Source organism: Petrimonas sulfuriphila, from assembly GCA_038561985.1.
Classification (GTDB): domain Bacteria; phylum Bacteroidota; class Bacteroidia; order Bacteroidales; family Dysgonomonadaceae; genus Petrimonas; species Petrimonas sulfuriphila.
In genome coordinates this window covers 3,253,378-3,268,768 of sequence record CP073276.1, presented here as the reverse complement: position 1 = coordinate 3,268,768, position 15,391 = coordinate 3,253,378, and the positions used below count along the sequence as shown (strand labels likewise).

Annotated in this window: 12 protein-coding genes, 3 tRNA genes and 1 pseudogene; 3 read left to right on the top strand and 13 right to left on the bottom strand. The window is 42.5% G+C overall.

Annotated features, from left to right (window positions below; all coding sequences use genetic code 11):
* Window positions 1-511 precede the first annotated feature (511 nt).
* The 9 genes and pseudogenes from KCV26_13865 to yidC all read right to left on the bottom strand — a co-directional run bounded on the left by KCV26_13865 (window position 512) and on the right by yidC (window position 7,473).
* Window positions 512-595 (bottom strand) — tRNA-Leu (locus KCV26_13865).
* Window positions 596-611: 16 nt separating this feature from the next.
* Window positions 612-695, bottom strand: a tRNA-Leu gene (locus tag KCV26_13860).
* Window positions 696-796: 101 nt separating this feature from the next.
* Complete coding sequence (locus KCV26_13855) at window positions 797-2,068, bottom strand: Gfo/Idh/MocA family oxidoreductase (GenBank protein WZX36369.1); 1,272 nt, start codon at window positions 2,066-2,068, stop codon at window positions 797-799.
* 24 nt (window positions 2,069-2,092) lie between these two features.
* Window positions 2,093-3,134: pseudogene (locus tag KCV26_13850) on the bottom strand (PHP domain-containing protein).
* Between the two features lie 143 nt (window positions 3,135-3,277).
* Window positions 3,278-3,350 (bottom strand) — tRNA-Gly (locus KCV26_13845).
* Window positions 3,351-3,439: 89 nt separating this feature from the next.
* Window positions 3,440-3,916, bottom strand: coding sequence for a GAF domain-containing protein (locus KCV26_13840; protein ID WZX36368.1), 477 nt, complete (start codon window positions 3,914-3,916; stop codon window positions 3,440-3,442).
* Between the two features lie 69 nt (window positions 3,917-3,985).
* Window positions 3,986-4,666, bottom strand: coding sequence for an OmpA family protein (locus KCV26_13835; GenBank protein WZX36367.1), 681 nt, complete (start codon window positions 4,664-4,666; stop codon window positions 3,986-3,988).
* Window positions 4,667-4,711: 45 nt separating this feature from the next.
* Entirely contained in the window at window positions 4,712-5,035 is a 324-nt protein-coding gene (locus KCV26_13830; GenBank protein ID WZX36366.1) for a hypothetical protein, read from the bottom strand.
* A 473-nt stretch (window positions 5,036-5,508) separates the two neighbouring features.
* Window positions 5,509-7,473 carry a membrane protein insertase YidC gene (yidC, locus tag KCV26_13825; protein ID WZX36365.1) on the bottom strand — a complete coding sequence of 655 codons (1,965 nt, stop codon included), beginning with the start codon at window positions 7,471-7,473 and terminating at the stop codon, window positions 5,509-5,511.
* A gap of 377 nt (window positions 7,474-7,850) precedes the next feature.
* Between yidC and KCV26_13820 the strand changes: the two genes are divergently transcribed.
* Both KCV26_13820 and KCV26_13815 read left to right on the top strand, forming a co-directional pair.
* The gene (locus tag KCV26_13820) at window positions 7,851-8,417 is read left to right on the top strand and encodes a cupin domain-containing protein (GenBank protein ID WZX36364.1); all 567 of its coding nucleotides are present in this window, start codon (window positions 7,851-7,853) and stop codon (window positions 8,415-8,417) included.
* Between the two features lie 11 nt (window positions 8,418-8,428).
* Window positions 8,429-10,078, top strand: coding sequence for an AMP-binding protein (locus KCV26_13815; protein WZX36363.1), 1,650 nt, complete (start codon window positions 8,429-8,431; stop codon window positions 10,076-10,078).
* A 6-nt stretch (window positions 10,079-10,084) separates the two neighbouring features.
* On the opposite strand, the gene KCV26_13810 is transcribed toward KCV26_13815, so the two are convergent.
* From KCV26_13810 to KCV26_13795, 4 genes are read right to left on the bottom strand one after another with little or no spacing between them, the layout of a single operon-like run.
* Window positions 10,085-11,101: a S41 family peptidase gene (locus tag KCV26_13810; GenBank protein WZX36362.1), complete on the bottom strand. Its 1,017-nt coding sequence runs from the start codon at window positions 11,099-11,101 to the stop codon at window positions 10,085-10,087.
* 4 nt (window positions 11,102-11,105) lie between these two features.
* Window positions 11,106-11,909 (bottom strand): hypothetical protein, encoded by an 804-nt coding sequence (locus KCV26_13805; GenBank protein ID WZX36361.1) that lies wholly within the window; start codon window positions 11,907-11,909, stop codon window positions 11,106-11,108.
* Between the two features lie 25 nt (window positions 11,910-11,934).
* Complete coding sequence (locus KCV26_13800; protein ID WZX36360.1) at window positions 11,935-12,390, bottom strand: RpiB/LacA/LacB family sugar-phosphate isomerase; 456 nt, start codon at window positions 12,388-12,390, stop codon at window positions 11,935-11,937.
* Window positions 12,391-12,417: 27 nt separating this feature from the next.
* Window positions 12,418-14,442, bottom strand: a complete 2,025-nt coding sequence (locus tag KCV26_13795) for a transketolase (GenBank protein ID WZX36359.1) — start codon at window positions 14,440-14,442, stop codon at window positions 12,418-12,420.
* A gap of 187 nt (window positions 14,443-14,629) precedes the next feature.
* On the opposite strand from KCV26_13795, the gene KCV26_13790 reads away from it, so the two are divergent.
* The gene (locus tag KCV26_13790) at window positions 14,630-15,382 is read left to right on the top strand and encodes an RNA methyltransferase (protein WZX38398.1); all 753 of its coding nucleotides are present in this window, start codon (window positions 14,630-14,632) and stop codon (window positions 15,380-15,382) included.
* Window positions 15,383-15,391: the final 9 nt, after the last annotated feature.

Here is a 15,391-nt window from a genome sequence, read left to right as displayed (position 1 = left end):
TTATCTCCTAAACCTGGTATTGTTGATGTTTGTATTGAGTCATTTTTAAATGATTTCAATAAACAGACGAAATCACAGAATAGTGAACGTGCCCAAATCATTGCCCAACTCGATACATTAAATAAGCGCTATCAAAATGCCCTTATTATGAATGCCGATGGCGAAATGGAGTATGATGATTTTAGAGAACTTAAAAGAATAACCAAATCAAAAATAGATGAACTAGAAAAGAAATTAAATGATTTAGCTGACATAAATGCAGAAATAAGAGATTTAATGACTTCTTCATTAAAGTATGTCGCTAATATAGATAAACGCTATGAAAACGGGGATATTGAAGAGAAAAGAATGATAATAAGTTCGATCTTTCCTGAATATTTAGAATTTGACGGTACACGACATCGAACTCAAAGAATAAACTCTGCGGTTCATTTTATATATCAGAGTATCAACAAATTAACACAAAAAAAGAATGAGTCCAATACTTTTTTTTCTGACATGTGTCAGGATGTGCGCAGAATGAGACTCGAACTCACACGCCGTAACCGGCACTACCCCCTCAAAGTAGCGTGTATACCAATTTCACCACCTGCGCAAACATGTTTGCGAAGTGCCCGGAACAGGACTCGAACCTGCACATCGTTTCCAACACTAGTCCCTGAAACTAGCGCGTCTACCAATTCCGCCATCCGGGCGTGCTCCACTACTTATAGAAATATACGGCCACTGCCGTGTTCATTTTTTGTGGCTGCAAAGTTAAATCTTTTTTAAACCTTTACAAAATATTTTTCAGGTTTTATTTTCTCGGAAACTGTTTTAAATCCAATTTTGGGTCAATTTTCTGAGGAGTGTAAATCAATTCGTCCCACATTATCTTTTCTTGTTTCGAAGCAGCCTCTCTTCCCAGGATCGCACTCAACGTTGAGTGGCAGCCCGATTCCAGTTGGTTTAAATAATTCCCACTGGTAATGCTTTCGATGAAAGCTTTGCCTTTGTTGGGGTCGGCATCGTCCAGTGAAGATGAACTGGCACCTTTTGCTATGGATTCCGGAGTCAGTTCCGATGCAGAACGCACAATTCCCGAATCCCATTTGTTGTCGCCGTTGATAAAGACTCCTCCGCTGTAATGTGCTTCTGCCAACCCTTTGGTCCCGATGAATCGGGCGCATACATCACCAAAAACTTTTCCGAACTTGGAAGAATGAACAGATACGTTTACATCGTTGGGATATTTGTATATTACCTGGTAGTTGGTCCAGGCATTTCCAAAATCTGGTCCGCCCTTTTTGCTGCCGTCTCCAATTGCGTATAGCGGAGTGGTACCGAGAATCCAGTTGCAAACATCGATCATATGAATGGCCTGGTCGAGGTAACATCCTCCCGAAATTTCGTGGAAATGATAGTGGTTCCGGATACGCATCTCATCGTATGACATTCCTTCGTAAGGTATTATGGCAGCACCTGATGAGAAATAGTAAAGTTGTACTGTAACAAGTTCACCTATATCGCCTCTTTTTATTCTTTTTGCCATTTCAACGTAGGGTGTTGCGTAACGGATCTGAAAACCGTCGAAAGCCGAAATCTTTCCGTTAATGGTATTGGCTGTCCGGATAATCTGGTTGCATCCGTCCGCATCAACCGCTAACGGTTTTTCGCAATAAACATGTTTTCCGGCAGCTACGGTATCTTCCAGTATTTGAGGATGTGAGTAACCGGGAGAAGCAATGATGACAGCATCTACCTCTTTATCTTCCAATAACCTGAGATAAGCATCTGATCCAACATATGTTTTGTTCTTAGCTACTGCCGCATAGTTTCTTTTTTTGTTCAGTCCATTAGCAAACTCTATTCCTTTGATGACTTTATCTTCAAAGATATCGGCAAGGGCAGTGATATGAATGTTGGCATTGTCGGCCATGCTGCCCAATATTCCCGTTGCGCGAGACCCACACCCAATCAGCCCGATCCTCACGGCAGAATTGGTATTGGATGCAAAAACAATTTCGGGCTTTAAAATGGTCAGCGTAGAGAGTGCAGATACATTTCTTATAAAATTTCGTCTGTTCATATGGCATACATATTTAAAATTTTACTAAATATCGAAATCCGAAACGGTGACGGTTAATTTTTCTCCGTTCCCGGTATGACAATTCTCTACGGTAAAAACGGTTTCAGGTCCAGGAATAGTTAGTAAGACGGTTTTATTTGCTGGGAGAATGTATAAATTATTGCCGGAAACTGCCCGGTAAGTAATGTCGGAGATATTAGTTACTTCTGCTCGTTTTTCATTGATGATACGTATTTTCACGGAGGCTTTCAGCAAGCCTTTCAGGTGTTCCGGTTTACCTGCCAGCTCACCGTGAAAATAAGCGATACTTCGTTTTGCAAACAGAGCTTCCTTGATGCTTTCCACACTTCGCTCTTTGGCCAGAACGAGTGTCATGGGACGGATTTTGTTCCCCGCACCGTAGTCGGTATTTATCAAACCATGAATATCTGTATTGGCCATAAAAGCCAGATTATTATTTTTGCTCCAGTCAAAAGTTACCGGATAATATTCCATGTAATTAAATACTTCTACACCGTGAATTTTTCCGGCTTTTATCAGTTCTTCGTGAACGGGGTAAAGGGTTGATTTGTCATCGGGCCAGCCGGGGTGATTCCACATAATGAACGCACCTTGTTGTATAGCTTTCTCAATAGCCTCCAGGGGATCTTCAATATCCAAGGGCATGGCATCACTGATGAAAAGTGCGTTGAGATGACCCAGGGGTTTGCTTCGGGTGATTTCTGTTCCGTGAATAACCATAAATCCGGTGGCATCTCCGGCTCTTTTGGCAATTTTATACGATTCGTTCAGGTCTCCCTTGAGGGTTTCTTTGTTCGGCCGATACTCAATGTGATCGGTTATGGCAATGGCATCCAATCCTTCCTGCCAGGCTTCTGCTACCCGGATATCGGGCCAGACCTTTCCATCTGAAAAAACGGTGTGAATGTGAAAATCGCATTTCAATGTTTTATAACCGTCAATGTCAGGAATGTGAATTTCGCTTCTCACGCGCGAATTATCCATCTCCGTTACCTCGTAAACATCGTTGTTGCGTAGTTGTGCTTGAAGGGACAAAACGCTGCATAACATTAAAAAAACGGAAACCTTTTTCATGTTGCTTTAAATTTAGTACTATCGGTATAGGTTTTAATTGAGTTTAGAAAGCCCGGTTGTTAAGCAATATACGCTCCAAAACGATGGTTTTTGGAGCGTATATACTAACATTTGAGCGGAAAACGAGACTCGAACTCGCGACCCTAACCTTGGCAAGGTTATGCTCTACCAACTGAGCTATTTCCGCAAAGGGGTTTATTTTGTAAGGATTCAGCGGATGGACTGAATTCATGTTGCAAAGATAATTTGTTTTTTTGAACTTTAGAAATTTATTTCTCAGAATTTGATCCATCCCGCTATTTCCGACAGGAATTTCTCATCTGTCTCATCAAAATGGTTGAGAAATTCACTGTCCACATCCAAGACCGCAGTAATTTTTCCGTAATGAAAAACGGGAACGACAATTTCTGATCTGGACAAAGAACTACAGGCAATGTGTCCGGGAAATTCATCTACATTGGGAACAAGAATTGGTTTTTGCTCTTTCCATGCCGTGCCACACACTCCCTTTCCGTACCGGATACGCGTACAGGCAACCGGACCCTGAAAAGGTCCCAGTACCAACTGTTCGTCTCTGACGATATAAAAACCTACCCAAAAGAATCTGAAAATTTCTTTTAAGGCTGCAGAAATGTTTGCCATGTTGGCTATCACATCTGTTTCAGACTCTACCAATGGCTTTAATTGCAGGATTAAAGTTTCATATTTTTCTGCTTTTGAAATTCCTTCCGGAATAATTATCTCTTCTGCCATGCTTTTGTTCAACTAAAAATCGCACTACCGAAACCGATAATGCGATTTTATATAGCCTACCTTTATTAATTATTTTACTTGTTCCTGAGCTTCTTTTACCATCTTGGCATTTGGAAGAATGAAAACTTCTACACGGCGGTTCTGAGCTCTTCCGGCGACTGTACTGTTGTCGGCAACCGGTTGGGAGGATCCGTAACCTTGAGAAGTCATGCGAGTTCCTGCTACACCTTTGGATACGAGGTAATTGTAAACTGATTCTGCACGACGATCAGAGAGCGGATTGTTGATAGCGTCACTACCCGTACTGTCGGTATGCCCATAGATTTTAACATCTGTATCGGGGTTATTCAACAGAGATGTGGCAAATTTGTCCAGGGAAGCACGTGATGCTGTGTTTAAGGTGCTTGAGTTGGTTGCAAAAAGGATTCCTGATTCGAAAGTAACCTTTATAGCCTCGCCTTCGTTGATCTTTTCAACCTGTGCTCCTTCAATTTGTTCCAGCTCAGCTGCCTGCTTATCCATCTTGTTTCCAATAATGGCACCAGCAGCTCCACCGAGAACAGCGCCGATTCCTGCACCCCAAGCTGCGCCTTTGCCTCCGCCTGCAATTGCACCTACACCGGCTCCTACTGCTGCGCCTGCACCTGCACCAATACCTGTACCTTTAACCGTGTTGCTTGTTCCACAACCGGATAATACCAAAGCACCACCTAGAATAATGATGCCAAAAAATTTAAAAATCTGTTTCATAGTTAATGTTTTTGGAAAATATAGTTAATTGATTTGTTAAAAGAATTATTCAAAAAGATTCAAAGTGTCGCAATACGCTAATTCACCGGCAACGATAGCTTCGACCTGTTCATCGGTAAAATCCCTGATCTTGTCTTTACGGGCGTTTTTAATAACATAGTCCAATAGCTCATCTTCGTCAATCTCAATGTCTTTGTCATCATCTTCATCCAGAAAGCCCTTCTCTTCGTAAAACTCATATACCAAATCAACGATGTAGTTGATTTCGTCATCCGAAAATTCGTTTTGCATTTCTTCAGGCAGACTTTTCCGTATAAATTTTACGGATTCATCTTCATCGTACTCAATAATAGTTTTCTCTTTACTCATACCGATAATATTTGTAGTTTACTTTTGATTGAATCAGTAGTATTATTTTTAATTTTCAACCTCAATCTTAAAACAACTATTCAAAAAATAAGTTCAACAAGTACTTGGGATTTTAGGGAAAACTTACTCTGCAACCTAAAAAAGAAGAAAATCAGGAAGAAAATTGTAAAAAGTCTTACCCAAGAGAAACTGATTGAGTTCGTAAGGTTATTGGCAGATTCGACGAAGATTAAGCTGGAGATAAAAATTGAAGATTCAATAGTGCTAAAATATCTTGTAACACTTGAAAAGGATGCGGCTGAACCAGAGAGTGCCAACAAGGGCACCTTGTAAACCTATTTTAAACAAATTGCCCAAAGGCATGCCGGTATGCCGATACCGGATGAAGAAGGTTCGGTTTAAAAGGAAAACAGCCCGAGAGAAAAATTCTCCCGGGCCATTTTCTATCGTTGAAATTATTGAAAATTCTACGTTTACTTGCGGTAATTTTTCTTTGCTGCTTCTTTTGCCCTTTCGCGAGCTTGTTTTTCCTGCATTTTTTGAGCTTCAGCCAGTCGAGCCATAAAACCCGATTGTTTTTTGGGCTTTTTCTTGTTGGCTTCCAGCTGGGCAAGCAGTTTATCTTCGTTCAGAAACTGTTTGAACAGGAACGTAAACCCAATGGTGAACAATGTGGATAAGAAATAATAGTAATTCAAACCTGCGGGATAAGAGTTCAGGAAAAAGAACATCATAACGGACATAAGAATGGGCATCGATTTCATTCCCGGCATTTGGGTCTGCCCGGTATCGGTGGCCGCCATGTTGTATTTGGTGTAAAACACGTTCACTACCGTCATCAATAAACAAAACAAGCTGATGTGGTTCCCGAGGAACTTCGAAATAAACGGAATATTAGCCTCCCACCTTATAATGGAGTCGAATGTGGAAAGGTCGTGTGCCCACAGAAAACTTTGCTGGCGCAACTCGATTGCCGAAGGGAAAAAGAAGAAAAAAGCAAGCAAAATAGGCATTTGAAGCAACATCGGGAAACATCCGCTCATAGGGCTTGCCCCAGCTTTGTTATAAAGTTCCATAGTGGCCTGTTGACGTTTGAGCATCATTTCCTTATCCTGTCCGGGATATTTGGCTTCAATTTCTTTGATTTGCGGGCGTAGCACACGCATTTTCGCAGATGATTTAAACGACTTATATGTCAACGGAAGAATGATCAACTTGATTAAAAGTGTCATTATAAGAATAATGATTCCCATTCCCCAATCGAATTTCAGGAAGTAATTAAATACGGGAATGGTGAAATATTTGTTGATCCAACTTAACCATTTGTATCCTAAATCTACCAGTTCTTCCAGATAAAGTTTCTGATTGTTCTCCTTGATCGCTTTATCGTAGTTTTTCAGTGTATAAAAATGGTTTGGCCCGAAATAGTAATTAAAAGATGCGGTGAGTTCGTCTTTCTGCGGGTCGGCAGTTACCGGGACCCAGGTTTCAGCCTTATAATCCTTGATGTATTCGGTTGTACTGAGCGGTTGTGATGTAAGAATGGTGTTGCTGAAAGGTTTTTCGGCAATAATGATCGTGCTGAAGAACTGATCTTTGAACGCAACCCATTTTACCGGCTCGGTAAGTTCTTTCCGCTCGTTTTTGCTGTCACTTAATTTCAGGACATCTTGCCCTAGGTACCTGTAGTTCAATCGAGCGAAACGGTTTTCAAACTGACGTCCCTGCTCTTGCTGACGTATTTTTTGTTCCCAGTTGATGCGGAAATTTGTTAAACTCTCCGGATGCAAACCGTTCTTCATTCCGGCTATCCGGATATCAAAGCCCAGCATGAATTCATTGGCAGGAAGGGTGTAGATTAAGTCAATGTGCTGTTCCGGAGAACTTTCTAAACGCATTATCACTGACTTTCCGTCTGCGGTTAGTATTGGAGTAAACAATTGATCTTCCGTGGATAAACGAACGCTGTTGCGGTTAAAGAGTTCCAGGTTAAACCGAGCTTCGTCGCCTTCAAAAAGATAAAGGCTATCGCCGTTAAATTTCTTCTCGCCTTTGAGTTGTACTGCATGAATGCTTCCACCCAATGTGCTTAATACCAATTTAAGCTTTTCATTTTCCAAGGTGACAAATTCTTCTTCAGCGGCCTTTGTTTCTGTTGTTGAATCGGCTGGAGCACCAATTGAATCATTGGCAGCAGGTGTTCCGGTTGCGAAAAAATCGGCAGCTCTGTTTTGTTGTTTGATTTCAGAAGTTTGCCGGGGACCATCGGTTGCTAATCGTTCTGCTTCCGACACAGCCTTTTGGCTTTCAACCTGTTGTATTGAATCGCGCAATCTTTGCTGCTCCGCTATCTGTTCCTGGCTGGGCCGGTTTAAAAATGTGAAAGCAATAACTATTGCACCAATCAGTAAAAAACCAATAATTGTATTTTTATCCATCCTTACACAATAAAAGAGAGCGAATTGAATCACTCTCGCAATTATCAAAAATAACTATTTCTTTTAATCGAAACCAACATTTTCGTTGATCAAATCAACCAGAAGCCAAACTTGCCCGGATTATGAGCATAGACGACTCTAAATGGTAAACTTTACTAAGCTCGTTTTTCTCGAAGCTACAAAGGTACAAAAAAAAGTAAAACGAATAACAGAAGAACTTTTTTTTAGCGATTCAACCATTTGTTACCGACAAGGTAAAATATATTTCATAATTGACAAAATAATTGTTTTTTCGTATCATATTAAAATTATATTTGCCGATAACGTAATACTTTTGTAGTTTTGTGCCCTGAAATAAAAAAATATTTACGAAATTTATGAACCCTGTTACAGAGAAAATAAAAATGGTGTGTGCCAGCAAAAATATTCCGGCGGAAGAGCTGGCGGCTAATGCAGGCTTGGCTGTAGAGCAGATTGAACTTATTTTTAACAGTGAAAAAATACCTTCACTGTCATCGCTTATCAAAATTTCCAGGGCACTGGGAGTTAGATTAGGAACCTTTCTTGATGACAATGAAAACATGGGGCCCGTTGTCAATAAAAACTCTAGGCAATCGTCTCCGGTTACTTTTACCAGCCATTTAACCAATGATAATTCACACATCGATTTTTTTTCTTTAGCGGCAAGCAAATCGGGGAGGCATATGGAGCCGTTCCTTATTGACATAAAGCCTTCCGGCTCATCCAAAATGACCCCTTCTTCACACGAGGGAGAAGAGTTTCTCTACGTTTTGAAAGGATCGATAACTGTTTTATACGGATCGGATAAGTTTGTTTTGAATACCGGTGAAAGCATTTACTACGACTCAGTAGTAGAGCATCTGGTAATCTCGGCAAGCGATGAGCCTGCTCAGGTGCTTGCGGTAGTATACACCCCTAATTAATTCACCGTTTTATGCAACTTTTTGAGAAGACACTAGGTGATTGGCTCGAGTACTGGGCCAATGAAACCCCTGATAAAGAATATATTGTATATTCCGATCGAAACCTTCGCTTCACATGGAAGTCGTTCGATGAACGGGTAAACAACATGGCCAATGGGCTGTTATCGATCGGAGTAACCCGAGGAACTAACGTAGGGATTTGGGCACAAAATGTTCCCGATTGGTTAACAGTGCTTTATGCCACGGCAAAAATAGGTGCTGTGGCAGTGACTGTTAACACTAACTACAAAACCGAAGAACTGGCTTTTGTGCTGAAAAATGCGGATATGCACACGCTATGCCTAACTGAAGGAATCCCCGGTAGTGATTATATTGATATGATTTATGAACTTTTGCCGGAATTGAGAACCACACAACGCGGAAAACTCAAAAACGACCGTTTTCCCGGGATGAGGAATGTGGTATATATTGGACAGGAAAAATTCCGCGGGATGTACAACACAGCTGAGCTTCTTTTAGTAGGTGCCAGCCGTCCCAAAGATGAGTTCCGTGCGCTCCGAGAGCAGACCGGTTGCCACGATATAGTGAATATGCAGTATACATCGGGAACAACCGGATTTCCAAAAGGCGTGATGCTCAGCCACCACAACATCACCAACAACGGTTATTTAACGGGTGTCCACATGAAATTCACACCCGATGATAAGTGCTGTATCTGCGTTCCTTTGTTCCATTGTTTTGGCGTAGTGTTGGCTACGATGTGTTGCCTCACTCATGGGAGCACCCAGGTAATGGTGGAGAGATTTGATCCGCTATTGGTTCTGGCTTCTATTCACAAGGAGCGCTGTACCGTCTTGCACGGCGTTCCTACTATGTTTATTGCCGAGTTGAATCATCCCATGTTCCCTTTGTTCGATATGAGTTCGTTGCGGACGGGAATAATGGCTGGTTCGCTTTGTCCGGTAGAACTGATGAAGCAGGTAAACGAAAAAATGTTCATGGACATTACCAGCGTGTACGGACTTACTGAAACCTCGCCGGGAATGACACAAACCCATGTTGATGATCCATTCGGAGTACGTTGTTCAACCGTAGGGCGTGCCTATGAGTTTACCGATGTTAAGGTGCTTGATCCGGTTACAGGAAGAGAATGTCCCGTAGGAGTAGAAGGAGAAATGTGCTGTCGCGGTTATAATGTGATGAAGGGTTATTACAAAAACCCGGAAGCAACTGCTCAGGTAATTGATGCTAATGGATACCTGCACTCGGGCGACCTGGGTATGAAAGACGAAGACGGCAATTATCGTATCACGGGAAGGATCAAAGACATGATTATTAGGGGCGGAGAAAACATTTCTCCCAAAGAAGTAGAGGATTTTCTTTATAAAATGCCTGAAGTCAGGGATGTGCAGGTAGTAGCAGTGGCTTCACCCAGATATGGGGAGGACGTGGGTGCTTTTATTATTCTAAAAGAGGGAAAAGAACTGACGCGTGAAGATGTCCGCGATTTTTGCAAGGATCATATTGCCCGGTACAAAATTCCAAGATACGTGTTCTTTATCAGTCAATTCCCAATGACAGGAAGCGGTAAAATACAAAAATTCCGTCTGCGCCAAATGGCATTGGAAATGTGCGAAGCGCAAGGCATTGAGATAATTTAAGGGTCGTCATCGACCTGAAGAATGAATCAGTTCCCTCGCTTTTTCGATAATGGAGTCTTTTCCTTTTGATTTGTCACTTTCAGTCATGGAAACATATACATCGGGTTCGATACCGAATTCGATATGTTCCTTGTTAACATTGTACATGGGTGATGCGGAAAACCGGATAGACCAGCCATTTGGTAGTTCCGACGAGAAAGGTAATCCGCTCCCGCCGCCAGTTTTATCCCCAATAATTGTAGCGTTTGGGGCATGTTTCATAACGTTTACGAAGTCGTTCGTGGCGCTGTAACAACTTCTGTTGGTCAGAACAATTACCGGCTTTTGATACCTTATCTTGTCGTAGCTGTTCACGTATTTGGGATAAAAATCAGAAAAGTCGGAATGCCCTTTACCAATCTTGTGGGAAATATATCCTACCAGTGTTTTTTCGTTGAAAAATCGTGAAGCAATTCGCTCTACGTTGGTTAAACTGCCTCCTCCATTGTTGCGGACATCAAAGATGATTCCTTTACAAACAGCCATCTGGCTTAATACCTGCGACATATTTGCGTCACCGATATCGTTCGAAAAGCTACCGTAGTAAACGTAGCCGATATTATCGTCCAAAATTTTATAATACATTCCACCGGCAATGGCGAAATCTCGCTCAAGGTATTTTTTCTGAATATTCGGGTCAAAGTTTAACGGGAAATCCTCCGTCCAACTCCAATAACGGGACATGTCGTGCGAGGCAATCAAGTTTACATGTCCGTCTTTCAGCTCGGAGAGCATTTCACCCATTAGGTTGAAAAGGGCGTAGTTTCCCATATCGTTCTTTACCCTTGAACCGTACTTTTTGTACACGGCATCCCAGTCAATTTCCTTGTATTCAAAGAAACAATAATTCTCATCGAGAATCTTCCAAAGTGCGTCGAAATTACTGCGTGGATCGTTATCAAAACGCATACTGTCTTCGCATCCCGAAACAACGGAAAGCGAAAAGAGAAAAATCAACAGGTGTTTTATTTTTCTGAATATCATTGCGCTAAGGTAATAACAATTTTTTAAAGTCATCAAATGAATTGCGGTAATAATTCAGGTCGATATCGTTAACAACACCGGAAATTTTTCCTGTATGCGAAAATTGCCACATTACCCAGTTCTTATAGTCACCGCCGGGTTCTTTATGTAAGTCGCATATCCATAACGGGTTGTCTGGAAAATTATCCTTTATATACATTTTATAGCATTCCTTGTTGGTATATATTACCGGACGTTTGCCGTATTGTTTAAACAGTGCGGACTCGAGGTTTCTGAGCTCTTTTATCATTCTCCCGTGCGACTCTTTATCGTTGCAGGCACGGTTGATAGCAGAATGTTCAACATCTATGGCTGGAATCATGTCGCCGGATTGCAGGGTCGAATTTCGTATGAAATGCTGTGCCTGTTTTTTACCGTCCCGTCCGAAAGTGTAAAAATGGTAGGAGCCAATTCTCAGGCCCGCATCTTTGGCTACTTTATAATTTTTCTTGTAATCCCTGTCTTTGTGCTTCGATCCTTCGGTTGATTTCAGATAGACAAACGTAATGTTTTCTTCCCGGAGTTGGTGCCAGTTGATATAAGAATTATGATGAGAGACGTCTACCCCGCGAACCAGGTACTTTTGAGAGAACTGTGGATGGTCAAAAGAATGAAATATTTCATTCGTTGAAAAGCGGATGAACCGATAAACGCCAACGGCAAAAAGAGCAGCCAGAAAAACGACAATAAGCCAAACAACCTGTCGTCCATTTTTGCTTAATTTTAATCGTTTCCCGCGGCTGTATGCAGCCCGTCTTCTTTTTGCCATTGGCGTTCAAATACAACAAACTCTCTTATTCGCAGGGAATCTTGTTGATTCTTCTCTCGTGTCTACCACCTTCGAAAGGCGTATTGAGAAAGGTTACCAGGATTTCGTAAATTTCTTCCTCGTTTAGCAGCCTGCCTGGCAAGGCCAGCACATTAGCATTGTTGTGAGCACGCGCCAGATAAGCTACTTCTTTGTTCCAGCAGAGGGCGGAGCGAATATCCCGGTGCTTGTTCATCGTCATATTTATACCGTTCCCCGATCCACAAGCAGCAATTCCAGGATAACATTCTCCGTTCTCAACGGCTGTTGCCAGGGGATGGGCAAAATCGGCATAATCTGAACTTTCTTCGGAATAGGCACCAAAATCTTTGAAAGGAATTCCCTTTTCCGTCAACAGTTTGATAACAATTTGTTTGGCCGCAAAACCAGCATGGTCTGAAGCCAATCCAATGGGTTTCTCTGTTTTATCGAATAAAGACATGATTCTTTTATTTAAACTCAAAACTTGTTATAGTAATTTTTTCACTTGCTCATACACGTTTTTACCCGTGTAGCCGAGTTTTTCATCCAGGATCTTGTAGGGTGCCGAAAATCCAAAAGAATTCATTCCCCATACTTTTCCGTCTGCACCGACCAGGCCTTCTAGCGTTACAGGGAGTCCAGCGGTTAAACCGAATTTCTTTTTGCCTTCAGGCAGAATCGATTCCTGGTATTCTTTGGTTTGACTGCGGAACAATCCTTCTGATGGAACAGAGACGATTCGCGTTTTTATACCATCGGCTTTCAGTAGTTCTGCTCCCTCTGCAAGTGTGGAGACTTCCGAGCCCGAAGCCAGGAGAATCACATCATAGTCATTCTCATCCTGTACCACGTAAGCTCCTTTTTCAGCCTGTAATGCTTCTTTGTACCGGGATCCTGCAGCGGGTAGATCCTTGATGTTCTGTCTCGATAAGATCAACCCTGTAGGCGTCTGTGCATTTTCCAACGCCATTTTCCAGGCGACTGTCGTTTCATGCACATCTGCAGGACGGAGAACAAGCATCGAATTTTGTCCGTGGTGATTTTGTAGCTTTTCCAACAACCGGATTTGTGCTTCCTGTTCAACGGGTTGGTGTGTTGGCCCGTCTTCTCCTACTCGGAAAGCATCGTGAGTCCAGATGAAAATAACGGGCGTTCCCATCAAGGCGGCTACACGAATTGCCGGCTTCATGTAATCGGAGAAGGCGAAGAACGTACCGCACGCAGGAATAACGCCTCCGTGCAAACTCATTCCAATACACATGGCCGACAGGGTGAACTCGGCTACACCGGCTTGCAAAAATGCTCCGGAGAAATCATTCTTTTCAAATGCTTTCGTATACTTTAAAAAACCGTCTGTTTTGTCGGAATTTGACAAGTCGGCTGAAGCAACAATCATGTTTTCTACTTTTTGAGCCAAAACGCCCAGGACGGTCGCCGATGCTGCACGAGTAGCGTTATCCGGTTTTTGCCCGATAGAGGCCCAATCGATTTCGGGCAGTTCCCGGGCAAACCAGCGGTGTTTTTTCGCTGCAAGTTCGGGATTGGCTTTTGCCCATACATTGTACCTTGCTTTTTTAGCAGCTACGATATCGTTGAGTTCTTTTTTTCTCTTCTCGTAAAGTGCTGTAACTTCGGGGAAAATAACAAAAGGATTTTCCGGATCACCTCCCAGGTTTTTAACGGTTTGAGCAAAATCAGCTCCTGCTGCACTTAGGGGTTGTCCGTGTGTTGATACCTGGCATTCAAACGATGTGCAATCTGCTGCCAAAGCACCACGCCCCATGATGGTATTACCGATAATCAGTGTCGGGCGTTCTTTTTCCGCCTTGGCTTCCGTTAACGCTTTGCGGATTTCATCCACATTGTTTCCGTCTATCGTGATCACTTTCCAGTTCCACGCTTCGTATTTCTTGGCTACATCTTCACTTGTAACGGCGTCTGTAGTGGTAGAAAGCTGAATGTTATTGGAATCATAAAACATGATGAAATTATCCAATCCCAAGTGGCCGGCAAGCCGCCCTACCCCTTGTGAAATCTCTTCCTGAATACCACCGTCCGTAATGTATGCATAAATGGTATGATCAATGGTATCTCCCAGGCGTGCTTTTAGAAATTTAGCGGCAACAGCGGCTCCGGCACCGTAAGCGTGTCCTTGCCCCAGAGGCCCCGAAGTGTTTTCGATTCCCCGTTCGATATCCCGTTCCGGATGGCCGGGTGTGGGACTCCCCCACTGGCGGAATGCTTTGGTCTCGTCTATCGAGAACTTACCGCTTAAACACAAAACCGAATAGAACATAGGCGACATATGTCCCGCATCGAGGAAAAACCGGTCACGGCCTTCCCAATGAGGGTTTTCGGGATCGTATTCCAGAAATTCGCTGTAGAGAACGTTAATAAAATCAGCACCACCCATAGGGCCTCCCGGGTGTCCTGATTTTGCTTTTTCTACCATTGATGCCGACAGGATGCGGATATTATCGGCCGCTTTGTTCATTAATGCATTGTCATTCATAAGATTAGGAAATATTTATTTTTATCAGTTTCTAACGGATCCTTATTGATGTAATTCGTGGAACAGTTTCTTATCATACAAAGATACGGTTTTTTAAAAATAAAGGGGTGTGAAAATTGACATCATTTTGTGGATATTTGACTCTTTTAATTTATTAACTACCTTTGCAACGTTTAATACAACAGAAATGCCGCTGAGTAAAAACAGAATAAAACAGATTCGGTCTTTAAGTGAAAAAAAGTACCGCAGCGAACACGGTACGTTTGTTGCCGAAGGGAAAAAATTGGTTCTCGATTTGCTTGGTAATTGCCGGTGCCAGTTTTTAGCCGGATTACCGGATATTTTGCAGGAGATCCCGCGTTTATCGGCAGAAGAGATGGTAGAAGCTACCCCCGAGGAACTGAAAAAGGCATCTCACCTGAAAACCCCGCCGCAACTTATCGGTATTTTTTATCAGCCCAAAAACGCTCTTGAAGAAATTGAGTTTGTTGGTAAGTTGCACCTTGTCCTCGACGGAATTCAGGACCCGGGTAATATGGGTACCATTGTCCGGTTGAGCGACTGGTTTGGCATTCAACACGTTTTCTGTTCACCCGATACCGCCGACATTTTCAACCCCAAAACAGTACAAGCTACCATGGGGGCTATTGCACGGGTCAATGTTCATTATGTAGACCTGAAAGACTTGTTAACTAGAAATAACTCATTGCCTGTTTTCGGTACATTACTGGAAGGTGAAAACATTTACAAAGCAGAATTACCGAAAAACGGATTTATTGTTATGGGGAACGAGGGAAAAGGAATTTCCCCCGATATTCAAAAACTCATTACCCATAAACTGTTTATTCCTAATTATCCAACAAATTCTCAAACATCGGAATCACTAAATGTGGCTGTGGCTGCAGCCATTGTGTGCTCCGAATTCAGAAGAAGGGTCTGAACCGGCAGA